The sequence below is a fragment of the Microbacterium sp. I2 genome, assembly GCF_051364985.1.
Classification (GTDB): Bacteria; Actinomycetota; Actinomycetes; order Actinomycetales; family Microbacteriaceae; genus Microbacterium.
This window is the reverse complement of sequence record NZ_JBLWIH010000019.1, coordinates 295,391-310,343: the sequence shown is the minus strand read 5'-3', so window position 1 is coordinate 310,343 and position 14,953 is coordinate 295,391. Positions and strand designations below refer to the sequence as shown.

Genomic DNA, 14,953 nt, shown 5'->3' with positions numbered 1-14,953 from the left:
GCGGCATCCGTTCTCTCAGTGGTTGAAGACGATCAGCAGGATGCCGCCGACGACGGCGGCTGCGCACACGCTGAACGAGCCGTACGCGCCCACGAGGGCAAGACGCTTCTGGCCGTCGGTGAGCGGGTTGCGCTTGGCCGCCTTCGCCGCGGCCTTCTCGGCCCGGCGCGCCTCTTTCTCGGAGATGACGGTGATGGCGTCGGTGAACTCCGCGGGGGCCACCACCGGCGGTCGTCCGGCGCGGACGAGGAGGCGCAGTCCCAGGGCGTAGAACCCGACCACCAGCACGGCCGCGGTGAGGGCGGCGACGAACACCTGGACGAACGCGAACCAGTCGATGGCGATCATCGCGCGCCTCCGTCCTTCGGCGGCCGCGACGATCGCTCCGCAGCCTTGGCGGCCTTGGCCGCCTTCTTCGCGGCGGTCTGCTCCGCCGCGCGCGTGCGCGCCTCCTCGCGGGCGATGGCCCGCTGGCGGCGCGTGGGCGGCGGATTGCGCTTGACCTTCACCGCGCGACCGGATTCGGCCACCTCGCTCATCGCATTGGACGCGGTGACCTCGTTGCGACGCGAGCGCAGGAAGATCGCGAGGATCACGGCCGCGGCGAGCACCGCGTCGATGATGATGCCCCAGAAGCCGAGCCAGGTCACGATGAACGCGGCCAGAGCCCCGACCGCTCCCGCAGCGGGCAGAGTGAGGACCCAGCCCACCATGATGCGCCCCGCGGTGCGCCAACGCACCTGCGAGCCACGTCGTCCGAGGCCCGATCCGATGACCGAGCCCGACGCGACCTGCGTGGTCGACAGCGCGAAACCCAGCGCACTCGATGCGAGGATCGTCGCGGCGGTCGAGCTCTCGGCGGCGAAGCCCTGTGCGGGCTTGACGTCGGTCAGGCCCTTGCCGAGCGTGCGGATGATGCGCCAGCCGCCCATGTAGGTGCCCAGCGCGATCGTGACCGCGCACGCGAAGATGACCCACCATTCGGGCTCGGGGTGGTCCTGCAGGCCGACCGTGATCAGCAGGAGCGTGATGATGCCCATCGTCTTCTGCGCGTCGTTGGTGCCGTGCGCCAGCGCCACGAGCGACGACGTGAAGATCTGACCGACGCGGAAGCCGTCGCGCCCGTCGGGCTTGCCGTCGTAACGGCGAGTCAGGGCATACGCGATCTTGGTCACCGTGAACGCGATGATCCCCGCCGTCAACGGCGCGATGAGCGCGGGCAGGATCACCTTCGACATGACCACGCCGAAGTCGATCGCGGTGACGCTGACGCCCACGATGGTCGCGCCGATCAGTCCGCCGAACAGAGCGTGGGACGAGGACGAGGGCAGGCCGAGCAGCCACGTGAGCATGTTCCACGTGATGGCGCCGATGAGGCCGGCGAGGATCACCGCGGGGAACACCGACTGCGAGATCTGATCCTCGTAGATGATGCCGCCCGAGATGGTCTTCGCCACCTCCGTCGACAGGAATGCACCGACGAGGTTGAGCAGTGCCGCGAGCAGCACCGCGGTCTTGGGCTTGAGTGCACCGGTGGCGATGGGCGTCGCCATGGCGTTGGCGGTGTCGTGGAAGCCGTTCGTGAAGTCGAAGAACAGCGCCAGTGCGATCACCAGCACGACGGTGATGAGGGTTGCGGTTTCCACCGTTCGCTTTCGGTGAGGGTGCGGAGGGGGGTGCCGACGGGATCGGCGCGACGAACGAAGAGTTCACCAAGGATTCAGGAACCGGCAACCGGCCAGAAGAATCCTACATCGGCGGTCCCGCGGTTCAACTCGCTCTGCTGCGGCGTGAACCCCGTCCGACCGGCATGGTCACAGCTTCCAATCCGCTTCCGGAACGGCTGCGAACAACGATCGGGCGCAACGGCGTCGGCGACGGAGGGGCGGCACATGGGAACGCGGACAGCAGGGGCACGCTTCTGGTCGTACGCCGCAGGTGCGGGCGTGGTCTCGGCGGCCGTGCTCCTCGCCGCCGCCGAACTCGTGGCTCTCCTCACCGCCCGCGAGGCCAGCCCGCTGCTGGCCGTCGGCTCGTTCGTCATCGACATCGTGCCCCAGCCGCTCAAGGAGCTGGCCATCAGCACCTTCGGCGAGTACGACAAGATCGCGCTGCTGGCCGGCCTCGGCCTCGCCGTCGTGGTGGCGTCGTCGATCGCGGGCGTGGCCGAGCTGGTCAAGCCTGTGTGGGGCGTCGCGCTGCTGACCGTCGGCGCCGGGCTGGCGACAGCCGCGATCCTCACCCGGGCCGGAGCGACCACGTTCGCCTTCCTTCCGCCTCTCGCCGGCGCTGCCGCCGGCGGTGCGATGCTGTGGCTCCTGGCACGGCGACTGCGCGCCTGGCGTGACGCCGCGTCCGCGCCCTCCCCCGACCCCGGCGCGGTGGCCACCGGATCCGCCGTCGCGCCGAACCGTCGCGCCTTCCTCACGCTCGCCCTGATCTCGGCCGCCGCGGCGGTCGTGGTCGGTGTCGGATCACGCGCGGTGTCGGTCGCCACGAGCTCGATCGCCGGCATCCGTGAAGCGCTTCGTCTGCCGGCCCCGCGCTCCAAGGTGTCGATTCCCGCGGGCGCGGAGCTCGACGTGCCCGGTCTCGCGCCGCTCATCACGCCGAACCGCGACTTCTACCGCGTCGACACCGCCCTGAGCGTCCCCTCGATAGACCCGCAGACATGGCGGCTGTCGATCGACGGCATGGTGGAGCAGCCGCTCGAGATCACCTTTCAGGAGTTGCTGGACCGTGGGCTCGACGAGTACGCGATCACCCTCACGTGCGTGTCGAACGAGGTGGGCGGCGGGCTCGTCGGAAACGCCATCTGGACGGGCGTGCCGGTGCGCGACCTGCTGCGAGCGGCGAAGCCGACCCGCGGCGCCGACATGGTGCTCTCGCGCAGCGTCGACGGCTTCACCGCCAGTACGCCGCTCGAGACACTCATCGAGGACGGCCGCGACGCCATCCTCGCCGTCTCGATGAATGGCGAGTCGCTCCCGTTCGACCACGGATTCCCGGTGCGCATGGTGGTGCCCGGCCTCTACGGCTACGTGTCGGCGACCAAATGGCTCACGCAGCTGACGGTGACGACGTTCGAGCAGGACGAGGCGTACTGGACGCCTCGCGGCTACAGCGCCGAGGCCCCCATCAAGATGTCGTCACGCATCGACACCCCGCGGGCCGGCACGCCCATCGACGCCGGCGCGATCGCGATCGCCGGCATGGCGTGGGCGCAGACGATCGGCATCGAGCGGGTCGAGGTCTCGATCGACGACGGCGGGTGGCAGCCGGCGGAGCTGTCGGCGCCGCTCAACGACGACACGTGGGTGCAGTGGCGGCTGAAGTGGGAGGCGACACCGGGAACGCACTACATCACGGCGCGCGCGGTCGACAACGACGGGGCGGTCCAGATCCAGGAGCGCGCGCCCATCGCGCCCGACGGCTCGACCGGCTGGCAGCGTCTGCTCATCACCGTCCGCTGAGCCGGGGCGCGAGGGGCTCGACTAGCGTGGACATGTGACCGTCGACGACACGCTTGCCGCAGCATCCGCCCGTACATCCGCACCGATCGCCGAAGCCCGGCCGATCGCGCGCACCCACCACGGTGATGAGGTCGAGGACCGCTACGAGTGGTTCCGCGCCAAGGAGGACGCCGACGTCATCGCGCACCTCGAGGCCGAGAACGCCTACACCGAGGAGCGCACCGCGCACCTCTCTGAACTGCGCGAGCGCATCTTCGAGGAGATCAAGGGCCGCACGCTCGAGACCGACCTGTCGGTGCCCACGCGACGCGGCCAGTGGTGGTACTACGGGCGCACCGTCGAAGGCAAGCAGTACGGCATCCAGTGCCGCGCGCCGCTCGCGTCGCCCGACGACTGGACCCCTCCCGAGCTGTCGCCCGACGCCGAGGTGCCCGGGGAGCAGGTCCTGCTCGACGGCAACGTCGAGGCGGAGGGGCACGAGTTCTTCTCGCTCGGCAGCTTCGAGGTGACGGGCGACGGCACGCTGATGCTCTACGGTGTCGATGTCGCGGGCGACGAGCGCTACACGGTGCGCGTGCGCAACCTCGTCACCGGCGAGCAGCTGCCCGACGAGATCCCCGAGACCTTCGCAGGCGCCACGTTCTCGCCCGACGGCCGGTTCATCGTCTACACCACCGTCGACGACGCATGGCGCCCCGACACCGTCTGGCGGCATGAGCTGGGCACCTCGGTCGGCGACGACGCCAAGCTCTTCCACGAACCCGACGAGCGCTACTGGGTCGGCGCCGGATTCACGCGCAGCGACCGCTATCTCGTGATCGGACTGGGTTCGTCGATCACCTCCGAGGAGTGGCTCGTGGATGCCTCGGATCTGCGCTCCGAGCCGCGCGTGGTGTGGCCGCGCGTCGAGGGCGTCGAGTACGAGAGCGCCCACGCCGTCGTGGACGGCGAGGACGTGCTCTTCGTCCTGCACAACGACGGCGCCCTGGACTTCGAGCTCGTGCGGGTCGCAGCATCCGATCCGGCCGGCGAACGCGCCGTCGTGATCCCCCATCGTGCCGGCGAGCGGTTGCTCGGCGTGTCGACCTTCCGCGATTGGGGCGTGCTCGGCTACCGCCGCGGCGGTCTCGCGCGTCTGGGCATGCTCGACTACGCCTCCGGCGAGGTGAGCGAGATCGAGTTCGACGAGCCGCTGTACTCGGTCGGGTCGGGCGGCAACCCCGAGTGGGCTCCCCCGCTGCTGCGCCTGGGCTACGGCTCGTTCGTGACGCCTGGGACGGTGTACGACCTGGATGTGGACACGCGCGAGCTGCACCTGCGCAAGCGTCAGCCCGTGCTCGGCGGCTACGAGCCCGAGGACTACGCGCAATCACGCGTATGGGCGACCGCGCAGGACGGCACGCAGATCCCGATCTCGCTCGTCTACAAGCGGTCGTTCGGCGAGATCGGGGACGCGCCGCGTCCGCTGCACCTGTACGGCTACGGGTCGTACGAGCACTCGATCGAACCCGGGTTCTCGGTCGCCCGCCTCTCGGAGCTCGACCGCGGCGTCGTCTTCGCCGTCGCTCACGTCCGGGGCGGCGGCGAGATGGGGCGCCAGTGGTACGAGGACGGCAAGTTGCTGAACAAGCGCAACACCTTCACCGACTTCGTCGACAGCGCGCGGCACCTGGTCGACGGCGGTTACACCACGCCGTCGCAGCTGGTCGCCGAAGGCGGCTCGGCCGGCGGGCTCCTGATGGGGGCCGTCGCCAACCTCGCCCCCGAGCTGTTCGCCGGCGTCCTGGCGGACGTGCCGTTCGTCGACGCCCTCACGACGATCCTCGACCCGTCGCTGCCGCTCACCGTGATCGAGTGGGACGAGTGGGGCGACCCGCTGCACAACGCCGACGTCTACGCCTACATGAAGTCGTACTCGCCGTACGAGAACGTGCGGACGGATGCCGCCTACCCGAAGATCCTCGCGGTGACCTCGCTCAACGACACCCGCGTGCTCTACGTCGAGCCGGCGAAGTGGGTCGCGCGGCTGCGCGAGGTCGGCGCCGACGCCCTGCTGAAGTGCGAGATGGTCGCCGGCCACGGTGGCGTCAGCGGCCGCTACAACGCGTGGCGCGAGCGCGCGTTCGAGCTCGCGTGGCTGCTCGACGTGCTCGGCGTCGCCGACGCCTGACCCCTGCCTGTTCCTCGGGAGCGGCGCGGGCTCTGGGCGCTGCGGATGCCGCGGGCCGCGGCATCCGCTCACTCGCGCTGCGGGAATCGGCACCCGCGGTCGTTCTCGCGGGAGCGGATTCACTCGCGCTGCGGGAATCGGCACCCGCGGTCGTTCTCGCGGGAGCGGATTCACTCGCGCTGCGGGAATCGGCACCCGCGGTCGTTCTCGCGGGAGCGGATTCACTCGCGCTGCGGGAATCGGCACCCGCGGTCGTTCTCGCGGGAGCGGATTCACTCGCGCTGCCGGAATCGGCACCCGCGGTCGTTCTCGCGGGAGCGGATTCACTCGCGCTGCCGGAATCGGCACCCGCGGTCGTTCTCGCGGGAGCGGATTCACTCGCGCTGCCGGAATCGGCACCCGCGGTCGTTCTCGCGGGAGCGGATTCACTCGCGCTGCCGGAATCGGCACCCGCGGTCGTTCTCGCGGGAGCGGATTCACTCGCGCTGCCGGAATCGGCACCCGCGGTCGTTCTCGCGGGAGCGGATTCACTCGCGCTGCCGGAATCGGCACCCGCGGTCGTTCTCGCGGGAGCGGATTCACTCGCGCTGCCGGAATCGGCACCCGCGGTCGTTCTCGCGGGAGCGGATTCACTCGCGCTGCCGGAATCGGCACCCGCGGTCGTTCTCGCGGGAGCGGATTCACTCGCGCTGCCGGAATCGGCACCCGCGGTCGTTCTCGCGGGAGCGGATTCACTCGCGCTGCCGGAATCGGCACCCGCGGTCGTTCTCGCGGGAGCGGATTCACTCGCGCTGCGGGAATCGGCACCCGCGGTCGTTCTCGCGGGAGCGGATTCGCTCGCGCTGCGGGAATCGGCACCCGCGGTCGTTCTCGCGGGAGCGGATTCACTCGCGCTGCCGGAATCGGCACCCGCGGTCGTTCTCGCGGGAGCGGATTCACTCGCGCTGCCGGAATCGGCATCCGCGGTCGTTCTCGCGGGAGCGGATTCACTCGCGCTGCCGGAATCGGCACCCGCGGTCGTCGCACGCGGGCGCGAATGCCGGTTCCGACCGCGCGAGCATGCGCGGCCGGGCTGTGTCAGCCGAAGAGGGCGGCGGCTTCTTCGTAGCGGTAGAGGGGGACGGTGTTGAGCTCGCCGAGCGCCTCGGCGAAAGGCACGCGCACGATGTCGGTGCCGCGCATCGCGACCATCTGGCCCCACGCGCCGTCGACGACTGCGTCGGCCGCATGCAGTCCGAGCCGCGTCGCGAGGACGCGGTCGAAGCCGGACGGCGAGCCGCCGCGCTGGATGTGACCCAGCACGGTCGAGCGCGTCTCGATGCCGGTGATGCGCTCGATCTCGGGCGCGAGGACCTCGCTGATGCCACCCAGGCGCGGGCGGTTGAACGCGTCGAGCCCCTTGTCGCTGAAGGCCTCGTCCATGCCCGTGAGGGTGAAGCCCTCCGACACCACGACGAGCGGGGCGCGGCCACGGTCGTGCGCCTTGGTGACCTGCGCGCAGATCTCGTCGATCGACATCGGCACCTCGGGGATGCAGATCGCGTGGGCGCCGGCGGCCATGCCCGCGTGCAGCGCGATCCAGCCGACGTGGCGGCCCATGACCTCGGCGACCATGCAGCGCTGATGCGAGTCGCCGGTGGTGCGCAGGCGGTCCATCGCGTCGGTCGCGATGTTGACGGCGGTGTCGAAGCCGAACGAGTAGTCGGTGGCGCGCAGGTCGTTGTCGATCGTCTTCGGCACGCCCAGCACGTTGATGCCGTCATTGGCGAGACGGTTGGCCGCCGCCAGGGTGCCCTCTCCGCCGATCGCGATGATCCCGTCGATCCGGTGGCCGTACATCGTCTTGGCGATGTTCTCGGCACCTCCGCGCGGGCCCTCGTACGGGTTCGTGCGACTGGTGCCGAGGATCGTTCCGCCTACCTTCGACAGGCCCTTGACCTCGTGGCGGGTCAGCGGAAAGAAGTCGCCGTCGACGACACCCCGCCAGCCGTCGCGGATGCCGACGAACTCGAGGTCGTACGTCGTCGTGCCCTTGAGCACGACGCCGCGGATGACCGCGTTCAGTCCGGGGCAGTCGCCGCCACTCGTCAGGATGCCGATCTTCATAGCTCAAGTTCCTCGCTGTCGGGTGAAGAGAGTCGGCGACGCTGCCTCACCCGACATTAGTGCCGGATGCCGCCGCCTGCCACACACCGCAACCGAGAGGAGGACGCACGCCGGGCCGGCGCGCGTCCTCCCTCGAGGCGATGCGTCTACTCGGCGCCGAGCGCCTGCCGTGTGAGGTGCATCAGTGCGGACAGCTGCACCGAGTCGCTCGACTGCGGGTCGACGGCTTCGCCGTCGAGCGCCCGCTGCGCGAGCCCCTGCTTGGAGTCGATGAGCTCGGCGATCTTGGTGTCGATCGTGTGCGCCGCGATGATGCGCCACGCTGTGACCGGCTCGTCCTGGCCGATGCGGTGCACGCGGTCGATCGCCTGCGTCTGCTCGGCGGCCGTCCACGACAGCTCGGCGAGCACGACGTTGGAGGATGCCTGCATGTTGACGCCGACGCCGGCCGCCGTCAGCGAGCACACCGCGATCCCGACATCGGGGTCGTTGTTGAACGCATCGATCGCCTGCTGCCGCGCGGTCGTGGTCTGATCGCCGCGCAGCGACACGGTCTTCAGCCCGACACCCGCGAAGTGGGCCTCGGCAGCATCCATGACGTCGATGTGCTTCGCGAAGAACACGACCTTGCCGACCGAACGCTGCAGCTGGGCGGCGTAGTCCGCGGCGAGCAGGGCCTTGGCCTGACCGATCTTGCGGACCATGGTGAACACGTTCTCCGAGCCCGTCCCGGCGGCCTTGGACTCCTCGAGCTCGTTCTGTGCCACGAGACGCACGATGTCGGCATCCACCTCGCCCGGGGCCAGCCCGCGGTCGCCGCGCGCCTCGATGATGCGGCGGTAGCGAGCGGCGAGGCGGTCGCCGAGCTCGCGCTCGGCCTGGCGGATCGAACGGCCGAACTCGTCGTCCAGTTCGACGGGCAGGTCGGCGACGAGCTTGTCGGGCAGGTCGGCAGCGACATCCTTCTTCTTGCGCCGCACGATGCCCATCGAGATCACGGCATTGCGCGCCTCGGGGTAGAACGCCTTGTCGGCAGGCGTGAGCCCGGTCTCGTCCAGCTTCTCCATCAGCACCGGACCGGGCTTCTCGCCGGTGGTCCAGCCCAGGAAGCGCCAGATCGCGTCGAAGTCCTCGACGTCGTTGATGAGCGGCGTGCCGGTGAGGGCGAGCATGAGCGGGTTGCTGACCTGTTCCCGGATGCGGGTGGCCAGAGCCAGCACGTTCTGCGAGCGCTGCGACGTGAGGTTCTTGATGAAGTGCGCCTCGTCGACCACCATGCCCTTCAGCCCGAGCGAGCTGAGCCACGAGAGGTGGCGATCGAGGATCTCGTAATTGACGATGAACACGTCTGCGAAGGCGTCGATGTTCTCGCCGTCCCCGTGGATGACGGTCGCACGTCGCTGCGGCGTCCAGCGCTCGACCTCGCGCGCCCAGTTCATCTTGACGACGTTCGGGACGACGGCCAGCAGGGGGTACGCGTTCGCGACGGATGCCGCGAGCACCGACTCCGCGGTCTTGCCCAGGCCCGGTTCGTCGGCCAGCAAGAACGACCGGTGCCCCATGCGGACCGCTTCGAGGAAGCGGGACTGGTGCGGCATGACCTCGAGACCCTTGGGCGACAGCCGGTCGAATTCGGGCACCTCCGGGAGATCCATCGAAGCCGCGGCGCCGCCGGCGCCGGTCTCGAAGGCCTTGTACAGGGGGCCCATGAGCTCCCAGCTGTCCAGGCGCCGGCGCGGGGTCTCCTTCGGCGCACGGACGGACAGATCGGGTGCGAGGAACGGGTGCGCCATCTGGCGCGCTTCGACCTGCGGCGGAATGACCTGCCGTTCGGCGAGCGCCGCCGGAACGACGGGCACCGACACCGGGGCGACGTCGGTGATGATGAGCTCGTCCGGCGGCAGTTCCGCACCGGACTCCAGCAGCCAGTCGCGCCGCATGCGTCGCGCGACGGGCGACGCGGCCTGGTCGACCTCTAGCAGCTGGATCAGCGACGTGTCGCGAGCTGCCGTCTTGGCGAGGATCGTGGCGACGCCGTCGAGTCGCTTCAGCAGCTCCGCGCGCACGGCATCGGTCAGCTCGGTGTCCGCCTTCACGCGGGCCCGCTCCTCGCGCACCAGGAAGGCGATCACCTGGAACTTGACGCGGTTCGTGGGTCCGAGCTTGCCGCGCTGAGCCTTGGCCTCGACCTCGCGCACCTTGCGGGCGAGGATCGGGATGACCGGAGCCTCGTCGTCGCGACGCGCGGACGAGGTCTTGCGGCGACGCTGCGCCGTCTGGGGTGCCGTGGTCGGCATGCTCCTCCTGAGCGTGAGTGCCGGATCGGGACCGGCGATGATCGGATGATGACACCGATGGTTGTGCGTGCTCCCGCGGGCGGCGCGCACGCCGTCACGAACGCGGGATCGGAAGTGATCGTCGACGGCCGCGGGCACTCGCTTCTGCGAGCTGCGACGTCGTCAGCGGTCTTCCTCGCCCCATTCTAAGGGGAATGACCCTCGATCGGGAGAAACCGAGGCCGAACAAGTGAACGAGCCTCAGCCCCAGAGGGTCGAGACGACGTCCTCGGTGTAGCCGTCGGGCGAGAAATTGATCCATGCGGTGGTGACCACCGCGCCATCGCCCAGGTAGTGGGTCTCGCCGCGCGTGTACTCCTCATCGTCGAGCGTGATGCCCCGCTGCTCGATACGGCAGATCGTGCCGTCGCCGAGCGGTTCGCACCCGAACCCGGCCGCCGGCAGCGCCTCGGCAAGTGCGGCGCTCTGGGCCTGATCGATCACGGTCACGTTGGTCGCCAGCCCGAACTCGCTGGGCTCGCCCCACGAGCAGCGGATCGTGGGAGCGCCGCCGTGGATGATCTCGAGCAGCTCCGCGTTCTCGCTCGACAGCATCGTGACGCCGGGGTCGTTCAGCGGCGGGTTGGCGGCTTGCAGCTCGGCGAGCATCTCGGCGGAGTAGATCTCCTCGCACGACGACGGCAGTGCGAGCCCTGCGTCGGGCAGCTCGGTCTCGACCGGGCTCACCGACGGGCCGGGGGTCGGAGCCTCGAGCGACGTGGTGGAACTGGGCTTCGGCGTCTGACCTGGTTCCGGCTGACATCCCGTCGCCACGATCGTCACCGCCGTCGCGGCGACGACCGCCACCACGATGCGCCGCACCGCACCCCGAGCATCGAGCCCCTCGCCACGTCGAAGCATGTCACCTCCGTCAACACTTGCTCCGAGCCTACGGTGCCAGGTCATGACGGCCCGGGCGACGCGGCCGGTGAGCGGCTCAGTCCGAACCGGCGTACGCCCGCTGCCACTCCGAGAGCGTGTGCGGATCGTCGGTGACGATGCCGTCCACGCCGAGCGCGGTCACGGCATCCCAGTGGGCATCCCGGTTGAGGGTGTAGACGACGACGCGCGCATCGGCCGCGTGCAACTGGTCGACGATCTCGGGCCGCGCGAGCACGGCTTTGCGGCTGACGACCACGCCACGCGCGCCGGCCTCCGCGACCGCGCTGACGACATCGGTGGGCACGTGCTTGAGGATCAGCAGGCGCGACACGACATCCGACGCGGTGGCGGCGAGGGCCAGGGTTCGTGCATCGAAGCTGGCGAGCGCGACGCGGTCTTCGAGATCGCGCGCGGTCACGCCCGCCACGGCGGAGCCGACCGCCGCGGCATCCCACTCCCCTTTCAACTCGACGATCGCGCGTCCGCCGGACGGAGCGAGCGCATCGAGGAACTCCTCGAGCGTGGGCACGCGCGTTCCCGCGTACCGCGAGTCGAACCAGGATCCTGCGTCCAGGGCGCGTACTTCGGCGAGCGTGAGCTCGGCGATGCGGCCGTGGCCATCGGTCGTGCGATCGACCGTGGCGTCGTGCATGAGCACGGGGTGCCGGTCGAACGTGAGCGCGACATCGACCTCGACGTAGTCGAACCCTCCCGCGAGAGCCGCGGCGATGGCGGGCAGCGTGTTCTCGGGCGCCGTCGCGGCACCGCCGCGGTGGCTGGCGATGAACGCGGCCTCGCCCGGAGTCCGTGGGTCGCCCAGCAGCTCGCGCGCACTGACGCGAGACGGCGCCGCAGCGAGCACGGCGATCACCATGCTGACCGCCGCGAGAACGCAGACGATGAACAGAGCGTGGATCCTGTCGCGGGCGCGATCGGACACCGCGGAGTGGGGCATCGGGCATGTCCTCCGGGTCGTGCACCACGTCCTCGTCGACGTGGTGCCGACCACTCTACATGCGCCGTTACCTTTTCGTTACTCTTTCTGCCGGAGCGCGACGATGGCGTCCCACAGGGCGTCCGCCACGTGCCGTTTGGTGCCGTTCGGCGTGGCGACGACGTCGCCCGCGGCATCCAGGATCGTCAGGGCGTTGTCGTCGGATTCGAACCCCCTCGACCAGCCGACCTCGTTGACCGCGAGAAGATCCGCCCGCTTGCGCGCCGCCTTGCGGCGTCCGCGCTCGAGCAGCGTCTCGCCGTCGCCGGGGGTCTCGGCCGCGAACCCGACGACCGTCTGCCCGTCGCGCCGCCGGCCGACCAGGCCCGCGAGCAGGTCGTCGTTCTCGATGAGGTCGAGCGTGATGCCGCCCTCCGGTGCCGTCTCCTTCGTGCGCTTGCGCGGCGACACCTCGGCCACGCGATAGTCCGCCACCGCCGCCGCCATCACGACGACGTCCGCGGCCTCGGCGGCGCCGGCCACCCGCTCCCCGAGCTCGACGGCGGTCCCGGCTCGCTCGACGGAGATGCCGGCGCGAGCGGAGGCCTCGGCGAGCACGCCGTCGTCGACGTGCGCGGCGATCAGGCGCACGTCGGCACCCCGGTCGGCCGCGGCGAGCGCCACGGCGATGCCCTGCCTTCCGCTGGACCGATTGCCGATGAATCGCACCGGGTCGATCGGCTCGCGCGTGCCCCCCGCGGTCACGACGACCCGCAGACCTTCGAGGTCTCGCGGCCCGGCGCCCAATGCGGCCAGGGCCGCGTCGAAGATCGCCTCAGGCTCCGACATCCGTCCCGGTCCGCTGTCTCCGCCGGTCAGCTCGCCGTCGTCGGGGCCGACCAGGATCACACCACGCTCCCGCAGCGTCGCGATGTTGTGCACCGTCGCGGGATGCCGCCACATCTCGGTATGCATCGCGGGCGCGACGACGACCGGTGCCGTGGTGGCGAGTAGGGTCGTTCCGAGAAGGTCGTCGGCGAGTCCCGCGGTCATCTTCGCCAGGGTGTTCGCCGTCGCTGGCGCCACGATCACGAGATCGGCCGACTGGCCGAGCGCGACGTGCCGCACGCGTGCGACGTCGTCGTGGACGGAGGTGGTCACCGGGTGGCGGCTGATCGACTCCCAGGTCGGAAGCCCGACGAACCGCAGGGCGTCGTCGGTCGGGACGACGTGGACCTCATGACCCTCCTTCACCAGGAGGCGCACGAGGTGCACCGTCTTGTAGGCGGCGATCCCGCCCGTGACTCCGACAACGACGAACACCCTCCGATCTTGGCACGACACCGGATCGCGACAGGCAGGAGCTGAAAGATGTGCACCGTCATCATCCGCGTTCCGGCGTCGGCCGACCAGCCGACGTGCGTGCTGGCGATCCGCGACGAAGACCCGGCCCGCCCCTGGAACCCGCTCGGACGGTGGTGGCCCGAGCCGCACGCGGGGATCGTCGGCGTGCGAGACGTGCGTGCCGGAGGCGCGTGGCTGGCGGCGGAGCCCGAGACCGGACGACTCGCCGTGCTGCTCAACCGCGCCGACGTGTCGACCGGCCCGGAGTCCGAACTGGTATCCCGCGGCGGCATCGTGCTCGAATCGGTCGCCGGCCGCTCCCCCGTCGGGGAGCCCGCGACCCACGGGTTCAATCTCGTCGAGGTCGCCGGCCCGCGGGCGCGCGTGCTCACCTGGGACGGCTCCGCCCTGCGCTCGGTGGACCTGGCGCCCGGCACGCACATGATCGCGCACGACGACGTCGATGACCCCGCGACGCCGCGGATCGCGCGGTGGCTGGACGAGTTCCGCGCTGCCGAACCGATCGAGGGCGAACGATGGTGGATGCCGTGGGTCGCCGTCCTGGAGAGGTCGGCCCGACTGGGCAGCACCGATGACCGCGCGATCATCCGCGACAACCGCCCGCACGGCTACCCGACGCTGTCTCTCCTCGCGTGCGTCGCGTCGGTGTCGCCGCGCGACATCGACGTGCACTACGGCGAGCTGACCGAGCCCGGCCATTGGGGTGCCGGCCTCGAGCTGGCCTGACCCGCCCGCCCACCTCCGGCATCCGCCGCCTCCTGGTCCGGCATCTTCCCACTCTCGGACACGGAATCGGATCCGCCGCAGCGGGTGTTCGCCGCGGCACCCCGGTCGCCGGATGCCGCGGCGAGTCACGGGCCCGGTCCGCACCTGCGGATCCGACTCTCAGCAGGCGAGCGAGAAGCGCTGGTCCCGGCGACCCCGCACCCGGTACATTCGCCCTGATGAAACTGTCGGCCAAGATCACCATCGCCACGTCAGGGCTGGTCGTGGCGGGCCTTGTGGCCCTCGCCGTCCCCGCGTTCGCCTCCATCGGCCAGGCCGTGCGCAGCGCGGCGCAGGGGGCGGGCGGCGTCGCCGAGACGCTGGAGCCGACCGCCGTCCCCACGCCCGAACTCGCGGTCACTGAACCGGCGGCGGTCGTCGACGCCGACCCGTGTTCGGAGCGCGCATGGATCCACGCGGGCAGCATGCGCGCGAGTCTGAGCGGCGATCTCGTCGACATGGGCGCTCGGGACCTCGCCGCTGGCACCGTAGGCCTCGACGACGAGGGTCGGATCAAGACGTACACCGTCGCGCCCGGTGACGCGCTCTATGCGATCGGCGACCGGTTCTGCATCGAGAACCCGCTGGCCATCAGCGGCCTCAACCACACGCACATGATCGCACCCGGCGAGCTGCTGCTGCTCGCTCCTGACAGCTCGATCCCGTGGGTCGACTACTACGCCCCAGCCGACGCGCCGGGAGGGTTCGAACAGGTCCCGTACCAGCTCGCGCTGCAGGCCATGAGCCGGGCCGCTCACGCCGGCGACGTCGATGCCATGCGCACGATCTTCGCCGACGGTCTGCGCGAGATGTTCCCCCGCCAGGCCGACGCAGACCTGATCGCGCAGGCGCTCGACTTGGGCGACCTCGACGTCTTGCGCCAGATGTTCGCATAGCGAACAAGCGAACGCCCCGCTCGACG

12 protein-coding genes are annotated in these 14,953 nt (G+C 70.4%); 5 read left to right on the top strand and 7 right to left on the bottom strand.

Features of this window, described 5'->3' with window-relative positions; genetic code table 11:
• Nucleotides 1-15: 15 nt before the first annotated feature.
• Both ACLKM7_RS15050 and ACLKM7_RS15045 read right to left on the bottom strand, forming a co-directional pair.
• The gene (locus tag ACLKM7_RS15050; protein ID WP_436447967.1) at nucleotides 16-348 is read right to left on the bottom strand and encodes a peptidase; all 333 of its coding nucleotides are present in this window, start codon (nucleotides 346-348) and stop codon (nucleotides 16-18) included.
• The gene (locus ACLKM7_RS15045) at nucleotides 345-1,646 is read right to left on the bottom strand and encodes an anion permease (protein WP_436447966.1); all 1,302 of its coding nucleotides are present in this window, start codon (nucleotides 1,644-1,646) and stop codon (nucleotides 345-347) included. Before ACLKM7_RS15045 ends, ACLKM7_RS15050 begins: the two co-directional genes overlap by 4 nt.
• A gap of 246 nt (nucleotides 1,647-1,892) precedes the next feature.
• Here ACLKM7_RS15045 and ACLKM7_RS15040 point away from each other — a divergent pair, with 246 nt between their 5' ends.
• Genes ACLKM7_RS15040 through ACLKM7_RS15030 form a run of 3 tightly spaced genes read left to right on the top strand, consistent with a single transcriptional unit; the run spans nucleotide 1,893 to nucleotide 6,773 of the window.
• Nucleotides 1,893-3,473, top strand: coding sequence for a molybdopterin-dependent oxidoreductase (locus ACLKM7_RS15040; protein WP_436447965.1), 1,581 nt, complete (start codon nucleotides 1,893-1,895; stop codon nucleotides 3,471-3,473).
• A gap of 34 nt (nucleotides 3,474-3,507) precedes the next feature.
• Nucleotides 3,508-5,643 carry a S9 family peptidase gene (locus tag ACLKM7_RS15035; RefSeq protein ID WP_436447964.1) on the top strand — a complete coding sequence of 712 codons (2,136 nt, stop codon included), beginning with the start codon at nucleotides 3,508-3,510 and terminating at the stop codon, nucleotides 5,641-5,643.
• Nucleotides 5,607-6,773, top strand: coding sequence for a hypothetical protein (locus ACLKM7_RS15030; RefSeq protein WP_436447963.1), 1,167 nt, complete (start codon nucleotides 5,607-5,609; stop codon nucleotides 6,771-6,773). Before ACLKM7_RS15035 ends, ACLKM7_RS15030 begins: the two co-directional genes overlap by 37 nt.
• Here ACLKM7_RS15030 and ACLKM7_RS15025 read toward each other — a convergent pair.
• The 5 genes from ACLKM7_RS15025 to coaBC form a co-directional block, all read right to left on the bottom strand.
• Nucleotides 6,721-7,749 (bottom strand): ATP-dependent 6-phosphofructokinase, encoded by a 1,029-nt coding sequence (locus tag ACLKM7_RS15025; RefSeq protein ID WP_168912222.1) that lies wholly within the window; start codon nucleotides 7,747-7,749, stop codon nucleotides 6,721-6,723. The genes ACLKM7_RS15030 and ACLKM7_RS15025 overlap by 53 nt on opposite strands.
• A 146-nt stretch (nucleotides 7,750-7,895) precedes the next feature.
• Entirely contained in the window at nucleotides 7,896-10,046 is a 2,151-nt protein-coding gene (locus ACLKM7_RS15020) for a DEAD/DEAH box helicase (protein ID WP_436447962.1), read from the bottom strand.
• A gap of 240 nt (nucleotides 10,047-10,286) precedes the next feature.
• Nucleotides 10,287-10,946, bottom strand: a complete 660-nt coding sequence (locus ACLKM7_RS15015; protein WP_436447961.1) for a hypothetical protein — start codon at nucleotides 10,944-10,946, stop codon at nucleotides 10,287-10,289.
• A gap of 76 nt (nucleotides 10,947-11,022) precedes the next feature.
• The gene (locus ACLKM7_RS15010; RefSeq protein ID WP_436447960.1) at nucleotides 11,023-11,922 is read right to left on the bottom strand and encodes a glycerophosphodiester phosphodiesterase; all 900 of its coding nucleotides are present in this window, start codon (nucleotides 11,920-11,922) and stop codon (nucleotides 11,023-11,025) included.
• A 78-nt stretch (nucleotides 11,923-12,000) separates the two neighbouring features.
• Nucleotides 12,001-13,224: a bifunctional phosphopantothenoylcysteine decarboxylase/phosphopantothenate--cysteine ligase CoaBC gene (gene coaBC / locus ACLKM7_RS15005; protein ID WP_436447959.1), complete on the bottom strand. Its 1,224-nt coding sequence runs from the start codon at nucleotides 13,222-13,224 to the stop codon at nucleotides 12,001-12,003.
• 48 nt (nucleotides 13,225-13,272) lie between these two features.
• Between coaBC and ACLKM7_RS15000 the strand changes: the two genes are divergently transcribed.
• Nucleotides 13,273-13,992: an NRDE family protein gene (locus ACLKM7_RS15000; protein WP_436447958.1), complete on the top strand. Its 720-nt coding sequence runs from the start codon at nucleotides 13,273-13,275 to the stop codon at nucleotides 13,990-13,992.
• Nucleotides 13,993-14,210: 218 nt separating this feature from the next.
• The gene (locus tag ACLKM7_RS14995; RefSeq protein WP_436447957.1) at nucleotides 14,211-14,927 is read left to right on the top strand and encodes a hypothetical protein; all 717 of its coding nucleotides are present in this window, start codon (nucleotides 14,211-14,213) and stop codon (nucleotides 14,925-14,927) included.
• The last annotated feature ends 26 nt before the right edge of the window (nucleotides 14,928-14,953 follow it).

What these genes read in the sequence shown, in the direction of transcription:
- ACLKM7_RS15050 (WP_436447967.1), bottom strand. Translation starts at nt 348, where the DNA reads ATGATCGCCATCGACTGGTTCGCGTTCGTCCAGGTGTTCGTCGCCGCC.
- ACLKM7_RS15040 (WP_436447965.1), top strand. Translation starts at nt 1,893, where the DNA reads ATGGGAACGCGGACAGCAGGGGCACGCTTCTGGTCGTACGCCGCAGGT.
- ACLKM7_RS15025 (WP_168912222.1), bottom strand. Translation starts at nt 7,749, where the DNA reads ATGAAGATCGGCATCCTGACGAGTGGCGGCGACTGCCCCGGACTGAAC.
- ACLKM7_RS15020 (WP_436447962.1), bottom strand. Translation starts at nt 10,046, where the DNA reads ATGCCGACCACGGCACCCCAGACGGCGCAGCGTCGCCGCAAGACCTCG.
- ACLKM7_RS15015 (WP_436447961.1), bottom strand. Translation starts at nt 10,946, where the DNA reads ATGCTTCGACGTGGCGAGGGGCTCGATGCTCGGGGTGCGGTGCGGCGC.
- ACLKM7_RS15010 (WP_436447960.1), bottom strand. Translation starts at nt 11,922, where the DNA reads ATGCCCCACTCCGCGGTGTCCGATCGCGCCCGCGACAGGATCCACGCT.
- ACLKM7_RS15000 (WP_436447958.1), top strand. Translation starts at nt 13,273, where the DNA reads ATGTGCACCGTCATCATCCGCGTTCCGGCGTCGGCCGACCAGCCGACG.
- ACLKM7_RS14995 (WP_436447957.1), top strand. Translation starts at nt 14,211, where the DNA reads ATGAAACTGTCGGCCAAGATCACCATCGCCACGTCAGGGCTGGTCGTG.